This is a genomic window from Shewanella sp. Koi 1, assembly GCF_052907445.1.
On sequence record NZ_JBREJM010000001.1, the window covers coordinates 2,026,792 to 2,043,626 of the forward strand.

Genomic DNA, 16,835 nt, shown 5'->3' on the forward strand with positions numbered 1-16,835 from the left:
GGAATCTCTGTCCAGTGCAGCGCCTTGTCGGGCGCATCACATTTCTATGGTCAAATCAAAGAATAGATTCTCGTAACAAGTAGCCATGTATAGAACCTCGTTCAATCATGAAATCAAGAATCGGAATAACTTTGTTTTTCAATCTTATTTCTTCCTTTATATTTTTTCTATTAATGAAAATAAATTTCCTTAAAAATTTCTCTAAGTAGTATAATGTATTTGATTCTAAATCATTAAGACTTAAAGAGCTATTGGTTGATACAATTGTATGAATCCAATCAATACCTTCATCTTTAAAGTTAGCTCCAATTGTATTCAGAACTCTTACAATAGAATACAATACTGCAGGAATGCTTCCTAATTCTTTAGAAGCATTAGTATATAGGGATAAATTCTCGCTTCTTAAGCTATGCCATGCTTCAATACCTTCGCGCCACCAAGGCCATGCTAATAAATAATTTATTATGATTTCTTTTAAATAATAGTTACGAGGATTAATGTCTAATTCCTTTATTTTCAGAAATAAGCTATCCCAAATATACCAAAATTGTTCGTATTTGTTAAGTGAATCTTCCGCAATTACAAGTTCTTCAATAAAAGAAGCTGTTTCTTCTGTTGATGAAAAAGAATTAAGAAATGGTTCAAGAAAGGTGTTAATTTCGGTTATATCTCTATGTAAGATAAAGTGAGCAAATTTTTTGAAAACATGTAAACGTAATGAATAAATATTAGATTCGTCTCCTGAATCGTCTTTGTAACTTCTTCTGTTTTTCAACAACTGTGAAGCCAAGGATGGCAATGATCTTGCGTAAATGTTTAAGTGAATTATATTTTTCGTGTCAGAAGGAATTAGCTGGAGAACTATTTCCAAACCATGAATGACAAGTGAGTCAACATCATCGATATCAAATGATATATTTTTAAAAGTGAAATCAGTATTTATCTCATATAACTTTTCTATTATTGTCCTTTTAGAAATACGCCCCCAACCTTGTTCTTTCCTTATTTCTGCAATAATTGTACTGTAAATAGGCTTGAGTTTTACATATCCGAACAAAACTGATTGAGCAACATTTTCATTTTGTTTCCACAATTTTGATTTATGAATTGATTCTATGACATAATCGCATATTCTTTTGTAATGTCCAATTGGTGTTTCATCCAGAAGGATCAAAACCATTAATGAAATATAATTTTCTGCTTCTTCAGGATATTCATTCACTAATGATGGAATCGCATGGACAGACGCCTCAACTCCGTCACTTATTTGGTAGGCGTAATCATCGTAAAAAAGATTAGATATTGTTGAAAGAACGATTTCTTTGCAAAAATCCTTATCTTCTATTGATAGTTTATCTTTGTGTTCAATCAATAATTTAGAACACGAAAACGCAGGTATGGAATAATCAAGCATACCTATTCCGTTGCGTCCCGATTTCAGGTCTTCAAGAAGTTTTTTCGTGTCTGATAAAGCTATAAGAGGATCGTTGTCATATTCCTCCTGTTTTTTGCTTTTATTTTGGATTCTATCACCAATCAAAAAATCTGACCAAACCCTTAGAGAGGAATATTTCAACATTTCTTGGTATTGATTCTGTGCTTGTTCGCTTTCTTTTCTATGCTCATCTGAAAGTTCTTTTGGACTAAATTCTATTAGAAGATGGTTTTCGTCTTGTTTCGATACTTTAGGATTAAGATTTCTTCTATCCATTCTTGCCAGCAATATTCCGAATGATTTACTTTTTGAAGCATTGGATTTGTGTTGGTCAATTATCCCATACAATTTTTCGATGAATTCCGTATTCTGTTCCTCCGTAAAACCTTTTACACCGAAAAACTGATAATTAATAAACAATGATTCTAAATTTAATTCTCTATGCTTATCTTCGCATGATTTTAATCTTTCATCTGCGTATAAAACATCTCTAATTTTATTAATGCCATATCCAATTGAATATAACGATTTAGCCTGAAACTCATTTGTGCTTCTGATAGTATCCATATGAAATAATTCAATCGTTTTAAATAGTATTAAAGCTATATCATAGAATTTATCAGGGTTTGCAAGCACAACACTGCAAACAACCGAAGTAAGAGAGGTTGATTTTGATTGAATGAGAATTTTAAGAAGTATTTTCTGAATGATTTCGGACTTTATTATTTGCGAAAACTCTAAAAGAATACTTTCTAATGCCATGTGCATGGATTGTAGTACACTTGGAACAACAGGGCTTCCATTACCACGATACATACTCCAAATAGCCCAACTCAAATGCTGTGTTATTTCTTTTTCATTTATATATAATGTGATTTTCACAACATCTTCTTTCCCATAGTTGGACTGACTATAAGATTCAACAGCTCTATTTGTAAAATCAATAATAAAATCAAGTGTTTCATGGAAGGCTATTTGCAATAACCACTTTACTGGAGTTTGATTAGCGCTTGAGGGGAAATAATTGAAGCTATGTTTTTCTGTTAAGCCATAACAGATTTCCATACTATCTCTATAATATCCAAATCTATCATGCTTTCCCGGCTGTTTTCGCCAAAACAAGTCGCACAATCGGATAACAGATAATGGAAGTGTTTTAATTAATTCCGTTGCTATGTATGGTTTCTCTAATATCTTTGAACAAAGCCCTTCGTATGGGTCTCCATGGCCTATCCATTTATTAGTAATGACCTTATCGAATATTTCCTTTAATTCTGACTGTAGTTCATTGGCAGCATTGAAAACCACTTTTAAAATATTTTCTTCTGCAACATTGTCAAAGTAAAATTTTACATCAGTTTCAGTTTTTTGTATTACACTCAATGCTAGTAAACCAGAGTATTTTGTTGTTGCTCCGTTTTTTTTGAAATCGCACCAATCTGTTAAAATGGGTAAAACTATTTTTAGATTGTTATCAAAAAAAATGGATTTGTGTTTGTAAATAACAGCAATTATTTCTTCCCAACCTTTACCTTTTGGTTTAATTACATCAATGCTTGCAATTGAAGAAATATCAGTGCATGCAATTCTTAATAAGAATAAAATGCGTTTTAATATTTTAAAATCATTTGCAATGATTTCATTCTCGAAAGACTTAAAAAACGTCTCCGAATAATCTGACAATAGAACAGAAATTAAAATCTCATCTTTCCAAAATTGTGTGGTTTCATCATTTGCAAATGCTCCCTGGATAAAAACTTTTATCTCTTTACTATCTTCAAATAAGTGGTCAGATAACCATAATCTAAACGCTCTTCGTATAGGAAGCGAATCTCCTAATTCGTCGAAAAATTGTTTTGTATTTGAATGATTTAAAAAACTGCGAGAGACAATTTTATCCAAAGTCCATTCTTCATAAATGTCATGAGTGATAAAGTATCCGTCATGGGCATCATCATAACCAATAATTTCGTCTTGTTTTAATTGAAACAATGCTGATTGTGGTAAATCATCTGCATTTATATAAAACCGCCCAGTTCTACATCTTTGTTTTGCGATATTAATAATGCACTTCTCTCTTTCAAGATGTAGGTTGTCTTTTTGAATAAAATTGTTTTGTATTCGCTTTTTCCAAAGTAGGTCAATAAACCCCTTGAAGTTTTCTTGTTTGTCAATGTTCAAATATTGCTGAATATATTCACGTAGATAAAATAGGTTTCTAAGTCTTTCTACAAACTTTTGGTTGGAGGGGAGTGAAAACTTAAATTCTGCTGATATTGACTTTAGCTCATCAACACTAATTAATGAAATGTCATTAACTTCAAATGATAAATGATAATTCTCTTTAATGTGAAATGTTAAATCATTAAGATAAGCATAGCGTGTTGTGAAGATGATATTCCAAGCATGCTCTTTTAATTTTATAATTAGTGTTGTTAGAATGTCGTTATTTGAAATTTCTGCAAGTTTTTCTGCTGAATCAATTACAAAAATTTTAATAGGTTCATCTTTAAAAATATTGAGAAATTGTTTAAATGTAAATTTTTTTTCAAATTTAAATATGTCATTAACATGATTAACTTTAAGTTCGTTTGCTTTAAAGACACAAATTGGTATTTTCTTAACGTTAGAATTATAAAATTCCTTGAGAATTGCGGTTTTACCGCAACCACCTTCGCCGGAAATAATGATATTATTTCTCTTTTCAAAAGAATTTGCTATTGCTTCAATAATAGGTATTCTGTCAATTTTAATTTTGTTATCACCAAAGGGTATTTCAGTCTGTATTGCTTGTAAAATATTTTCGTTATGTTTATAAACCTCATCAAGTAAATCTCCTTCGTTTGGGTCAAGACTGAAAAAAATGTCATTTATGTATTTATTTTCAGGCAAAGACAATTGTAGTTCAAAATGGCTTGGGACTCGCCACTCAATATCTATTCCAGTTTCCTCGGCGGATTTTTCAATGTCTAATTGGTATTGAGGTTTCTTCTTCGTTTTATAAGTGCTTTCAGAATGTTCTTGGTTGACGTATAGAAGTAATACGTCTAATTTTTTATTTTTGGATTTGGCTTTTTTTATTGAGTCTATTATGTCGTTTTTATTTACAGAAATTGAGGTTGTGTAGTATTTAGCTTGAAATCCATATAGTTTTCCGTCTTTTTCAAACGGTTCTGTCTCAATTCCAGTTTGATTCTTGTATCGAAATAGTCCAATTCTATTGTTAAACTCTGCACAAAAAAGCAAATAAGACATTTGTTCAAATGCCCATGTCTCTTGTTTATCGTATTTTAAATCAAAAATTTTCCAATTCATTTATACAACCTTACTTCTATCAAATACTATAGTAAACTGATTGGCAAATCATTCCTATTAGCGCCGAGGAGGTCCACCGCCCAACAGTTTATTAGTGCGCATGCGCGTTTATCTCATTAGACCAGTAAAAATGCACACGGTTAGCTAATTGTATTGCAAAGAAGTTATCACCTTTTTAGCAAATACACTATCCAGCGAAACGCGCATGCGTGTTTTTCAAACCCATTATCTAACCCATGAGAATTATAACAATATGATTTTATAAGTGTTTATTTGGAATAGAATGTGGAAACGCGCATAAAATTAGGATAAAATCGCCATAATTCTAATATAACTGTATGCCTGCCCAGCTATTAGACATGTCCAAGAATAAAAATATTTGAATAAAATGGATGAAAATTTGTAGGCGAGAAAGTCGGCGTTTAACTGCGCCTCAAACAACCAGCTAACTCGTTTTGGGGCATAACTGTTTTACAAATGCGTTGCCATCATCATTACGTTCGAGATTTATCTATACCGAAATCTTCGCTCGGGAACTCTTGATCTTTATCGAACATAATGGTGCTTCGTCTAAGCTCGCGTAGTGACGATACAGCGTATCTAAAGCAAGCTTCACATAAATCTAAGTGGTATGCTGTGCCATCTTCTTTCGAGCCATAACCCCAGTGAGCTTTTAGTTCGCCAACCTCTTCATACTTATGGCCGTTAACGTCAATCATGACACTGTTACCGCAGACGTCACATACCCGATCCACGACAGTATTCACTAGCTGCTTTTCGTAAAGTTTCATTCTGTTCCTAGCGGTGTCTCATCTCATACTGTAATCCAACATGATACATTGTGATTATCCCGTCAACATTATCTCGCGTCGTACGAATCAAAAGTGTAGGTATTGGCATGACGAGTAGCTAAATACGATGCGTTTTCCCCTCTTATCTAAGATCTTTTTCTCACAGATTTTATTGTTTAAAAAAATCCGTCCCTTTACTGTCCCTTAGATTTTTTCTGTGCTGGTTTGTACACAGGCATCACGAGCAATGGCCTGTGTTGGCGACTCTGCGAGTCGTCCCTACCTCTTTGAGTAGGGACGACTCGAAGCAATAATGCTGCACAGAAAACCCCCGTTAAATTTACCTGTGCTTTTCGCCGTAAAAAATTTGCTCTTTATGAGAGACTGAAACTTGGCAGCGCATGCCGCGATTGGTTGCCGATAGCAATCGGCCCACAGCTAGGCGCTCTTGGGTGATGGTGCATTCGGGGTCGCCCCGAGAGGGACGTAATCCCACCTGACGTTATGGGTTTACCGTCAGAGCCTCTGAGGATAGTCTACTGAATATACGCGCGGAGCCTTTAGTTACTCCTTTTAGTTTGCAATGGTATGCGCTGTCATTCAAAACAACTTCCACTCATTCCAATCCCATCAAATGCTAAATCGGAACCCCAAAGGGGCCCCCCGCTTTGCGCCCCATAGAGCGGGGCGATTTAGCATCTTGACCGTCTTGTTCATTCGTAGAGCCGCTGTCGTTAGCGGTAAAGCGCACCACCTCAGGCAAACAGCGCCTGAGTATCTGGCTTACCACTGAACGAGGATATTAAGAATGAATAGATCAACTACACATCAAGACACCATCACATATTACTTTGCTACAGCAAAGGATGTCGATTACAGCCTTTTAGCCAAAGCGAAGACAAAGACGGTAGATATAACACTAAAGGACTTAATCATTACAGATAAGTTTTATCGTGTGCGTTCTGGCCGTTGTTGGCAGCTATGGGTTATGCGTAATGGCTTTGCTATACCTGTAATGCAGAAGAGGGGAGGCTGCTTTGTGGTGAGTCTTGAATTAAATGATTTTTAGATCCGAAATAACATTGGTTTACTTAAGATGATCATTTAGAATCAATTATTTAATAATATGCGGATGAATTACAATAATGGAACACAGAAATTCTTTGAGAACTTTAAAATATGAAGAAATTTTCGAAAGAAGTCGGTTTTTCAAAATACTTAGTTTGATTTCAGATTTTATGTCGAAAACTTTAACAGTAATAACACCAATAATAAGTGCAACCGGAGTATTTCTTGTCCTGTTTTACTTAAAGAAAGTTGGCCTAGAAAGAGAGTTTATTTCAGTTATAAGTTCGCCTACAGTGTTGATTGCTATAGCGTTGTATTCTATTTTTATTGCAATATTTTTTGCGCTACTTTTACTCTTGCCTGGCACGCTTGTGTTTTTAGGAAGTCTGCAGTGGGAATCTGAAAAATATTCAAAATCAAAAGGGGATTTGTTAATTCTTATATCATTTTTATTTATGTTCTCGTTACTGACTTTAACCTTGTCATTATATTTTTCTGATGTAAAAACGCATGAAAGGTTAGGTTTGTTGATTATAGCTTTAGTCTTTTGTTTAGGGTTGCTTATTTCAAGCCGACAAAGCTGGCTTTATGAAAAAAGACCTCTTAAACTTAAGGGGTTGATAATTGTTAATAAATGTAATGCAAAGTCATTTTTTATATCCGCAGTATCAACATCTTTAGGAATTAGTATTTTACTATTCTCAATTTTTTTGATGTTAAAAGCAATGCATTTTTTAATTGGTAATGATGGGGTTGTTTTTTGGGTAACACTTTCAGCGGTGTATTTATTTTATAGCATACTAGTTGCATCTGTTATCAGTTTTAGAGACTCGCTTTTTTTTGCGTATTTATTTTTTTTGATATCTAGTGTCATTTCATTACTGTTTCAGTCGGAAGTGTCATCAAATGTGGTATCGCAGCTAGGACTTGGTAATTTTTCATCGTCTTACACCGTTAGAACAGAAAGTATTAGCAATATAAAAAAAGATATGTGGAAAAATAAAGACGGCGAGTATCTAATACAATCTATTGATAATGTAGCTGAGTTAAAAAATATTTGGGTCTTACTTTCGTTAAAAGACAAAGTTATTATCTCACCATCAAACTCGAGTGAAGTTTGGGTTTCAATTCCGACATCCGCTATTGTGAATGAAGGAGCATTATAATCCGCTTAAATGAATGCTCAAGCATTTCATTGCCTCTTTTCTTTTATCCATATATTGATGGCGGTTGTAGACCGCCATTACTCCCATTAATTCATGGTTAAGTATCTTTTCAACCACGATAGGATCAACACCTAATTCACTCAACATAGTTGCGGTTGTTCGGCGTAAATCGTGTGGCGTGAATGGCTCAACACCTAGCTCTTCAATATGGCGTTTCACAGCCCTTGCTACTGAACGTTTATCTATGGGCTTAATACCTGGTGCAACAGTTGTGCAAGATAGGCTTGGGAACACGTATTCAGAATTTAAGTAAGCGTAGGCCTTTTTTGCTTCATCAAGCAATGCAATTAGGTGATCGTTCAGCGGAACGTAATGCTCCTTTTCTTTGCCTTTTTTGGCTTTTACATTTTCTTTAGGGATTGTCCAAAGTTGATTATCAAAATCAAATTCCCGCCACTTTGCGGAGGCTACTTCATTGACTCGACAACCGGTTAGCAGTATGAGCTTTAAAATGGTAATAACCTGATGGGAAACACCTAATTGTGGAAGCCTTTCAAAAACCGTTTTAACCTCAGTTAAAGATAGGTGCCTATCTCTTGAGCTTTCATTCCCGCCAATCACTTGTCGTTTAGTGCCAGTCAAAGGATTATTGTCTAGCCAACCACGTTGAATACCAAAGTCAAACATTTGCTTTAAAACAGAGAGTGTCTTATTCGCTTGAACTTTAGAACCACGTTCTAAAATAGGATCTAACGTTTTAGAAATGACCAAGCGTCTGTCGAGTTGACTCAGCTTAATTTTCCCTAACGTTGGTAATATATCTGCATCCATCATGCGCTGGACTTCTTCAGGTCGTCTACGATGTTGATTAATGTAGATATCCATAAATTCTTTAGCGAGTAATGCGACTTTAGGCTCTGTTTTAGATTTTGCTATTGCAGCATGGGCGTCTTTTCTGGTTAAAAACACATCTTCACCAATAGCAACCCTACCTTTAAGCCTTGTCGCCTCTTTTCGGGCCTCTGAGGCAGTAAGCACATTGGCATTGCCAATAGGGTAACGCCGCTGAATTCCGCTACGGCCTCCGATTCGGTAGTACAGATAGTAAGTGAACGAACGAGTACCATTAGGTGAACGTTCGCCGATCTGTACGTAAAAGCCAGATAGCTCAGTGTCATTGATACGGCTCACCTCTTCAGGTACTTGCTTGACAATGGAATCAGTTATCTTTATTTTCACGCTCTTCATTTTTAGCACCATTACTCAATAGCCTGCTATTTGTAGCACCCTGTGTAGCACGGCACTTCAAATCAACACTCAAATTCACTCTGATGCATTAAGACTAACTTTTGGTATAACTATATGTCAATTATAAGTTTATTTTGATTTCATTATTGCGCATTATCATGCGTTCTTGCACATTAATACATATAAAAATATTTATGGGGTGTCAGGGGTCGGAGGTTCGAATCCTCTCATACCGACCAAATTCATAAACAATAAAGCCTGCAATCTTAATCAGTTGCGGGCTTTTTTGTGTCTGTAATTTGGCTTTTTACTGCTATCTTGAGATTGAAAGGAAGTCATAGGTTTAACCTGTAAGGCGATAAACTTAGCAACAACTTTAAGTAATCGAGTGCGACTTTCAACTTTAGCTAGGTGCTGTATCACTGAAGGTTGCTGAATACGAAGCAGCTCCTGTGTCCTGACTGTTTTTACAGGATCACCAATTCCCCAGTTTGTGTTATGCCACATGGCCACACGCCACTATTATATAATGCTAAAATTGCTACCCACTTTCCTGGCTGATTGGAAATGACCTCTTTGGCTGCGTGTTTGCAAGCGAACAGCGCGCTACCTTTCATTGCCTCAGTGTAGTTATGGGGGCCATCGACGAGTTTAGGATGAGCCTTACCAACGCTTCGCAACGATCTCAACGCGGCTTTATAAACCATTTTCTCAGCCTCTTTGTCGTAGATCTGTTCGTCTGGTTTAGTTGGATATGTTCCTTCGAAAGGATCGGATTGATCTCTGCTGCTCGGCAACCAATCCCATTCAATTTGTAATTGAGAAATCGCTAAGATGTGCTCTGCTTGGCTTAGCCAGTCAGTATTTTCTATTTGTTTAATTAGTGCTTTGATGTCCATTAGCTTTTACGCCTGAGTCGGTTCTAGGTTTGCAAAAATAAAGTCATAACACTCATTTGGATTAACCTCTGTTACCCTTGGAAAGCGATAGCAAATTTGGCGATGAGCACAAGTGGTTTTCAACTCTGTTGGGGCGTCTTGGAGCACCCAAGGGCTAAGGCTAACGGTCATTTTGAGCGCGAGATAGGGATATCGAGCTGGTAGTTTAACATGGACGTTTTTGATAGGACGAGCAGTCCTCCTAGGTCGACTCTTGATTATAAATCAGTGGGGAAGCCCCACGATTTTGATTAAAGCATTCAAACTACAAAAAAGATGGAATGTATAACTTCTAAGTTGAACCATCAACTTTTTTACAGGCAAAACGTTACTTGGCCAATACCCTTTGAACTGCAAAACACACTTTGGGGTATTCCTGATGTAAATAGAAAATATCAATGAAATACAGCAAGTTAAGTGGATGCAGTAATGCTTAGTATGAGATGTTATGGCGCTGCACTATTACTGGCTATCCGGTTGGAGCAATCGATGCCGTTATCAATGGATGAGTCCATTGCAATGACGTAGCTAATTTCAAACAAAACAATATATTATGCGACGTTACAAGACATTTAACGTCGTCTTAACTCGGTCTAACGCCACTATGGTTCTGAACCATTTAACATTCGGATTGTTGTGGAACATTTGATCACAAAGTGCTTGGAAACGTTGCATGTGCGGTACTAGCAGTACCAGCATAAAATCGGCATCCCCAGTAACGTAGTAGCATTGCTGAACTTCTGGACCAGAAAAGTCTTGTTTCAATTGCCTTAGCGCATTGATATCGGTTTTCTCAACCTGAACTTCTACAAAAATGGTTATGACTTTATTAAGTTTATCGGGGTTTAAAATAGCGACTGTAGATTGGATATAACCCTCGTCTTTCAGCTTTTGAATGCGCCGCTGAACTGAAGCCGTAGACAAGTGAACGGATTCTGCCAACTCTCGTAACGAAGTTTGACAGTTCACTTGCAGCAAGGCTAGAAGAGCATGATCGTATTTATCGAGCGACATATTGGCATCCAAGTGAGAAATTTTATCGAAAATAGCATCAATTTAGAGAAATAATCCCTAAGTTAACACAATAAAATACCACTCAATTACCCATTTTCTGTTGGACGTTATGAAATCAGCTCCCAATACTTTGCTCGGTGTCAGCTTAAATGTGGCCGCTTCGGCGCTCTTTGCGATAATGTTTGCTTACACGGCTCTGCTCGACGCGCTCAGTGGTGAAGAAATATATGGTTGGCGCATTTTATTCACCATGCCAATGTTAACCCTCTTCATTCTTGTTCGGGGCTACTGGTCGCAAGTCATCGTTATTTATCAGCGAGTCATTCACGAAAAACACTTTTGGTTAACTCGAATCGCATCCAGCTTTTTAATCGGCATTCAACTTTGGTTATTTATGTGGGCTCCTGGCAATGGGTACGGCTTAGCTGTATCACTGGGATATTTTATTATGCCTATTACCATGGTGTTGGTTGGCCGATTCGCCTTTAATGACAAGATGTCTAAAATGCAGTGGATCGCCTGCCTGTTAGCTTTACTTGGGGTTATGAATCAGGTTGGTATTTCTCAAACCTTGACTTGGCCAACACTGGCTATCTGCTTAGGATATCCAATCTATTTTTGGCTAAGGCACAAAACCGATACCAATAATATTGGTGGCGTCTGGTTTGATATGCTGCTCAGCGTACCATTCTGCATTTACTTCATCTTAAATGGCGGCTGCGTGATTGGCAGCTTTGGCGAGAGTAGCTTGCCGCTGTGGTTAGCCATAGGTTTAGGTGCCATCAGTGCTTTAGCTCTTGGATTGCAATCCTTATCTGCACCGCACTTGAATCTGAGCCTGTTCGGGTTACTTATCTATGTTGAACCCTTATTGTTACTCGTTGTTGCAATCATGCTTGGCGAGACAATTAGCCGAAGTGAATGGCCGACTTATATCGGTATTTGGTTTGCCGTTATTGTATTGATGCTAGAAGGTGGGCTTAAGATCTTTAAATCAAGAAACTTTTAGAGCTGGATCATGAGCTAAATAAGGGCTATTCCTTGCGACGACTTTAGATTTAGTTGATTACGCACCAGCGCAATGGAGACAAGCTTTTAAGCCGTTTAGCCATGCTTTGGGGTCTTAAACTGAACCCAATGGCGGCCAAAACGGCTTTATTGGTCATCAAGTGAAAGCTTTTTATCTCATCACGTGTCTTACAGCGTCTTAAATGGCTTAACTTCCTTAACTTCCTTGCAAAGGACATGTTTGCAATGGACATGTTTGCAATAGGTCAAGCCGCATCACAGACTTGATTCCTACCAGCGCGCTTGGCTTGCATCATGGCCTGATCGGCATTATTGAAAAGGGTCTCTAACAGGGTTTGTGCCTCATCGGGATGATTGACTTGAGGCAAGCTTAAGGATGCAATGCCAAAACTTGCGGTGCAGTGAATGCTGTGGCCGTCAAGCTGCAGTGGCTGCGTATCAAACCCGTGGCGAATTGACTCTGCCACTTGCCATGCTTGCTCAAGGTGAGTGTTGGGTAAAATCAGGCCAAATTCTTCGCCCCCGAGGCGGGCGAGAATATCCTGAGATCTCAGTTTGGTTTGCGTCAATTTTGCGATATGGATAAGCGCTGCATCCCCCATCGCATGGCCCCAGTGGTCGTTAATTCGCTTAAAATGGTCAATATCGAACATGATAAAGGCCAGCGGTTGTTGGGCTTGCTGCGCGATTTGACGACCGAGATTGAAAAAAGCCCGGCGATTATAGAGCTGGGTCAGTTCGTCAGTATCGGCAAGGCGTTCGGCTATGGATTTTGCCTCTATTAGCGCTTGCTCCATCTGCTTGCGTTCGGTGATATCGGTGGCGATTTCTATTCTTACTAATCGGCCATCGGTCCAACGAATGGCTTGATCGCGACATTGGTACCAACGCTTATTTTGCGTATTTTGAAACTCCCACACATGGACGCCAGCAGGATCCCCTTTGTCATCCAGCAGCTTAGGGTTAGTACAAAATTGACAAGGTGAACTTTGCCCCGATTGCAGCACTTGATAGCATTTTTTACCTTTTGCCTCACCCCAAGCTGATACACCGTAGTCATTGAGATAGAGCAGATCATAGGTCGCCAAATCAGAGACATAAACCAATGCATCGAGGCTATTCAAAATAGTATCAATGGCCTGACTATGGTTGGAATCGGGACCCGCTTCTGTGTGTTGTGGGGCATTTTTTGTCATGGATCGCAGCCGTGCAATGAATGAGTTCTAACAACATGGGGTACTCTTTATGGTTGTTAATATAACTCATTAAAATAAATCTGTCCGATATTCAATTAATTATGTTGCTCTAAAATGGCTAGTTTTTTATTGCTAGGCGTTCAGTTTGCCGGTTTAACGCCTTTCGCCGTGGCGTTTCTATCTCTCTGTTTTTGGTTAAATCTGGCTTTTTAAGTAAGCGATGGCCGTTTGTGCCCGGCGAGACAAAGGCCACTCGGCTCTGTGGATCAGCCAAATGGTGTCCACCACTGGGCTGCCACACTCAACCACATAGATTTCATCTTGTCGTTCAAAGGCTTTACGGGCATAGCGAGGGATCACGGTAAAGCCGAGCCCCTTGGCGACGGGCTCGAGAATTAAGCTGATCTGATTAATAAACCCTTTACAAGGGATCTCTTGAATGCCTGGACTCCCTGGATATTTGCGGCTTAATAAACGGGTGGCCATGGCTTCGCCATCGGGGTGGGAGATAAATCCGAGGCGCTGCAAATCTTGCCAGCTGGTAATTTTATGCCCTGCAGGCACAACCAGCTCGAGGGGTTCTTCAGTAAAATGGCTGCTGCTGATACAAGGATCCGACGGTTTAAAGGTCACCATCCCTAGCTCATGTTGATTAGCAAGAATGGCTGAGAGGATTTCATTATCGGGGGCAAAACGATGATGAATTTTTAGCTGCGAAAACTCCGTTTGTAGCTGTAATAGTAACGGGTAGAGCGTTAAGCCAATACTGCCTGGGGTGATAAGGCTTATCTCGCCAATATGGGCATCGTCTTGAATGAGTTTTTGCTGTAATCGCTTCTGTGCGCAGTTTATGTCTTTGACGTAACTCAACAAATGCTCACCAACGGGCGTGATTTCGAGTTGGCGGCTACGGCGCAAAAAGAGAGTGCCGTATTCTTCCTCTAAGCGACTGATATGTTGGCTGACCGCTGCTTGGGTGATACCTATGGCTTCGGCCGTGCGGGTAAAGTTTCCCTTTTCCACTAACACTGCAAAGGTATTGAGCCATTGTGGGTTTATCATAATGAAATCTTATAGAACCTATAATATGGTGATGCTTTTAATTATGGCACGTTCGTTTTAGTCTGTCCTCATCATAGTTAACCCATGGTTAGGACTGTCAGATGACCCAGCTATTTTCTCCTTTCAGATTAAAAGATATCACGCTTAAAAACCGCATTGCCGTGGCACCTATGTGCCAGTATCAGGCTCACGACGGGCTGAGTAACGATTGGCATCAAGTACATTACACTAGCTTAGCTCGCGGCGGCGCAGGTTTAGTGGTGGTTGAGGCGACAGCCGTATCGCCAGAGGGGCGGATCACTCCGCGCTGCTTAGGATTGTGGAACGAGGAACAAGCAGCAGGTTTAGCCAACATCGCCTCGGCGATTAAAGGGGCTGGTGCGGTGGCGGGGATCCAAATCGCCCATGCTGGTCGTAAAGCCAGTGCTAACATTCCTTGGGAAGGGGATGACCATATTGAGGGGGAGCAAGGCTGGCAAACGCTGTCGCCATCGGCCGTGGCATTTGGCGCTAACCTTGGCAAAGTACCGACAGCCATGACGATTGATGATATTCAGCGCGTGAAAGCCGATTTTGTGGCGGCGGCCAAGCGGGCGCTCGACGCTGGGTTTGAATGGTTAGAGCTGCATTTTGCCCACGGCTATTTAGCGCAAAGCTTCTTCTCTACCTATGCCAACCAAAGAACCGATGAATACGGTGGTGATGCCGAAGGACGAGGCCGTTTCCTTATCGAGACAGTGGAGGCGGTGAGGGCGGTTTGGCCTGAGCATTTGCCGTTAACGGCGCGCTTTGGTGTGATTGAATTTGATGATAAAGACGAGCAAACCCTGAGTGAATCCATCGCCTTGGTAAAGCAATTTAAGCGCGCGGGCCTCGATATGCTTAACGTCAGTATTTGTTTTTCAACCCCCATGGCCAATATTCCTTGGCGCCCGGCCTTTTTGGCGCCTATTGCCGAGCGAGTGCGTCGAGAAGTAGGTTTCCCGGTCGCAACGTCATGGGGCATGGATAATCCTCACCATGCGGAGCAAGCGATTCAAGATCAGCAAATGGATATAGTGATGATAGGTAAAGCGTTTTTAGCTAACCCTCACTGGCCTTATCAAGCGGCGCAAACCTTAAAGGTCTCGCGTCCATCTTGGGTGTTACCTTCATCCTACGCCCATTGGTTAGAACGTTATTCCACCGTGAAAGCGGAATCATCCATAGATTGAGATGAGTTGTTCGCCAAATAAAAAGCCCCACGATTAAGGTGGGGCTTTTTGTTTATTCTTGTCTAGTCCTGAAATACGTTGACATAAAGAGGACTTCTTTATGACAACATCAATTAACTCAAGCCGTAAGCGCACACAACGAGATTACACCTTAGCCTTTAAATTAGGCGTTGTAGAGCGTGTTGAAAAAGGCGAAATGACGTACAAACAAGCCCAAGCCCATTTTGGTATTCAAGGCCGTTCAACGGTACTCGTCTGGCTTAGAAAACATGGTAGACTCGATTGGTCGAAACTTTTTCAGCATCCCCTTATGACTAAGTCAAAAGAAACACCTGCCGAAACGATCAAGCGCCTTGAACGTGAGTTAGCAGAAGATAAACTGCGTAACCAAATCCTCAATGGCATGGTTGATATCATGGACAATGAATATGGAGCAGGCCTCAGAAAAAAGTACTTATCCGGTACGTCTGGCAAGCAAAAGGCAACGGAGAAATAAACCTCGCTGCCGCATGTCGTGCTGCGGGTATGTCGAGGCAAGGTATTTATCAGGCAGTTGCTCGAATGGAAAGTCGTAGAGCTGAGCTATCGGTTATCAAAGACTGGGTCCAGTACTGGCGTAAATATATGCCAAGGTTAGGGGCCCGTAAGCTCTACACGTTGATAAAATCCAAGCTGGTTGAGCACGATATTAAACTCGGGCGAGATGGGTTCTTTACCTATTTGAGAAGTGAAGGTTTACTGGTTAAACCGAAGAAAAGCTACACAAAAACCACGTTCAGCAAACACTGGATGAAGAAGCATCCTAATCTGCTGAAAGAGGAGGGACTGCACGATGCAGGGCATGTACTGGTCAGCGATATCACCTATCTTGAGTCAGACCAAGGTGTGCACTACCTGTCACTGATCACCGATGCCAGTTCTCGTAAAATAGTCGGTCATCACGTGAGTAAAGACATGAAAGCCGAGAGTGTGGTGAAAGCGTTAAAAATGGCCATCAAAGATAAGCGCTATATCGGCAACGCGGTGCATCACTCAGACAGAGGCTTACAGTACTGCTCAGCCGTTTATCAGAATGCGCTTCAGGCGAGCCAAATCCAGCCGTCAATGACGGATGGTTATGATTGCTACCAAAATGCATTAGCAGAAAGAGTAAATGGCATACTGAAGCAGGAGTTTTTACTGCACCGATGTAGGACATTTGCGGAGCTGAAGATACTTGTTAGAGAATCGATAGCAATATACAACAATATGAGACCGCATCTGAGTTTGAATATGGACTCCCCTAATCAGGTGCACAATAGAAAAGGCCAGCTACTGGAGCTGGCCTAAAAACTGTCAACCTATCTTAGGACGAGACAT

General features: G+C 39.8%; 12 protein-coding genes. 5 read left to right on the forward strand and 7 right to left on the reverse strand.

Features of this window, described 5'->3' with window-relative positions; all coding sequences use genetic code 11:
- Nucleotides 1-55: 55 nt before the first annotated feature.
- Together avs4 and ACUZ8J_RS08965 are read right to left on the reverse strand one after the other, a co-directional pair.
- Nucleotides 56-4,750, reverse strand: coding sequence for an AVAST type 4 anti-phage nuclease Avs4 (gene avs4, locus ACUZ8J_RS08960; protein WP_446693620.1), 4,695 nt, complete (start codon nt 4,748-4,750; stop codon nt 56-58).
- A 494-nt stretch (nt 4,751-5,244) separates the two neighbouring features.
- Nucleotides 5,245-5,541 carry a hypothetical protein gene (locus ACUZ8J_RS08965; protein WP_446693621.1) on the reverse strand — a complete coding sequence of 99 codons (297 nt, stop codon included), beginning with the start codon at nt 5,539-5,541 and terminating at the stop codon, nt 5,245-5,247.
- Between the two features lie 808 nt (nt 5,542-6,349).
- Here ACUZ8J_RS08965 and ACUZ8J_RS08970 point away from each other — a divergent pair.
- Together ACUZ8J_RS08970 and ACUZ8J_RS08975 are read left to right on the forward strand one after the other, a co-directional pair.
- Nucleotides 6,350-6,610 carry a hypothetical protein gene (locus ACUZ8J_RS08970; protein ID WP_446693622.1) on the forward strand — a complete coding sequence of 87 codons (261 nt, stop codon included), beginning with the start codon at nt 6,350-6,352 and terminating at the stop codon, nt 6,608-6,610.
- A gap of 76 nt (nt 6,611-6,686) precedes the next feature.
- Nucleotides 6,687-7,775: a hypothetical protein gene (locus tag ACUZ8J_RS08975; RefSeq protein WP_446693623.1), complete on the forward strand. Its 1,089-nt coding sequence runs from the start codon at nt 6,687-6,689 to the stop codon at nt 7,773-7,775.
- Here the strand turns inward: ACUZ8J_RS08975 and ACUZ8J_RS08980 are convergent.
- From ACUZ8J_RS08980 to ACUZ8J_RS08990, 3 genes are all read right to left on the reverse strand, one after another.
- Entirely contained in the window at nt 7,770-9,023 is a 1,254-nt protein-coding gene (locus tag ACUZ8J_RS08980; RefSeq protein ID WP_446693624.1) for a tyrosine-type recombinase/integrase, read from the reverse strand. The two genes, ACUZ8J_RS08975 and ACUZ8J_RS08980, sit on opposite strands and share 6 nt — an antisense overlap.
- A gap of 467 nt (nt 9,024-9,490) precedes the next feature.
- Nucleotides 9,491-9,922, reverse strand: coding sequence for a hypothetical protein (locus ACUZ8J_RS08985; protein WP_446693625.1), 432 nt, complete (start codon nt 9,920-9,922; stop codon nt 9,491-9,493).
- 600 nt (nt 9,923-10,522) lie between these two features.
- Nucleotides 10,523-10,975: an Lrp/AsnC family transcriptional regulator gene (locus ACUZ8J_RS08990; RefSeq protein ID WP_126511500.1), complete on the reverse strand. Its 453-nt coding sequence runs from the start codon at nt 10,973-10,975 to the stop codon at nt 10,523-10,525.
- A gap of 109 nt (nt 10,976-11,084) precedes the next feature.
- Here ACUZ8J_RS08990 and rarD point away from each other — a divergent pair, with 109 nt between their 5' ends.
- Nucleotides 11,085-11,984, forward strand: a complete 900-nt coding sequence (rarD, locus tag ACUZ8J_RS08995) for an EamA family transporter RarD (protein WP_446693626.1) — start codon at nt 11,085-11,087, stop codon at nt 11,982-11,984.
- Between the two features lie 265 nt (nt 11,985-12,249).
- Here the strand turns inward: rarD and ACUZ8J_RS09000 are convergent, their stop codons facing one another.
- Nucleotides 12,250-13,200: a diguanylate cyclase gene (locus ACUZ8J_RS09000; RefSeq protein ID WP_446693627.1), complete on the reverse strand. Its 951-nt coding sequence runs from the start codon at nt 13,198-13,200 to the stop codon at nt 12,250-12,252.
- Between the two features lie 195 nt (nt 13,201-13,395).
- Entirely contained in the window at nt 13,396-14,262 is an 867-nt protein-coding gene (locus tag ACUZ8J_RS09005; protein WP_446693628.1) for a LysR family transcriptional regulator, read from the reverse strand.
- Between the two features lie 101 nt (nt 14,263-14,363).
- On the opposite strand from ACUZ8J_RS09005, the gene ACUZ8J_RS09010 reads away from it, so the two are divergent.
- Complete coding sequence (locus tag ACUZ8J_RS09010; protein ID WP_446693629.1) at nt 14,364-15,476, forward strand: NADH:flavin oxidoreductase/NADH oxidase; 1,113 nt, start codon at nt 14,364-14,366, stop codon at nt 15,474-15,476.
- Between the two features lie 100 nt (nt 15,477-15,576).
- Nucleotides 15,577-16,805, forward strand: a protein-coding gene (locus ACUZ8J_RS09015) for an IS3 family transposase (protein ID WP_446693630.1) whose coding sequence is annotated in 2 segments (ribosomal slippage) — nt 15,577-15,928 and nt 15,928-16,805 — 1,230 coding nt in all. Because the reading frame shifts where the segments join, the coding sequence is not laid out codon by codon here.
- Nucleotides 16,806-16,835 lie beyond the last annotated feature (30 nt).

Coding starts and splice junctions, on each gene's coding strand:
- avs4 (WP_446693620.1), bottom strand. CDS start 4,750: ATGAATTGGAAAATTTTTGATTTAAAATACGATAAACAAGAGACATGG.
- ACUZ8J_RS08965 (WP_446693621.1), bottom strand. CDS start 5,541: ATGAAACTTTACGAAAAGCAGCTAGTGAATACTGTCGTGGATCGGGTA.
- ACUZ8J_RS08970 (WP_446693622.1), top strand. CDS start 6,350: ATGAATAGATCAACTACACATCAAGACACCATCACATATTACTTTGCT.
- ACUZ8J_RS08975 (WP_446693623.1), top strand. CDS start 6,687: ATGGAACACAGAAATTCTTTGAGAACTTTAAAATATGAAGAAATTTTC.
- ACUZ8J_RS08980 (WP_446693624.1), bottom strand. CDS start 9,023: ATGAAGAGCGTGAAAATAAAGATAACTGATTCCATTGTCAAGCAAGTA.
- ACUZ8J_RS08985 (WP_446693625.1), bottom strand. CDS start 9,922: ATGGACATCAAAGCACTAATTAAACAAATAGAAAATACTGACTGGCTA.
- ACUZ8J_RS08990 (WP_126511500.1), bottom strand. CDS start 10,975: ATGTCGCTCGATAAATACGATCATGCTCTTCTAGCCTTGCTGCAAGTG.
- rarD (WP_446693626.1), top strand. CDS start 11,085: ATGAAATCAGCTCCCAATACTTTGCTCGGTGTCAGCTTAAATGTGGCC.
- ACUZ8J_RS09000 (WP_446693627.1), bottom strand. CDS start 13,200: ATGACAAAAAATGCCCCACAACACACAGAAGCGGGTCCCGATTCCAAC.
- ACUZ8J_RS09005 (WP_446693628.1), bottom strand. CDS start 14,262: ATGATAAACCCACAATGGCTCAATACCTTTGCAGTGTTAGTGGAAAAG.
- ACUZ8J_RS09010 (WP_446693629.1), top strand. CDS start 14,364: ATGACCCAGCTATTTTCTCCTTTCAGATTAAAAGATATCACGCTTAAA.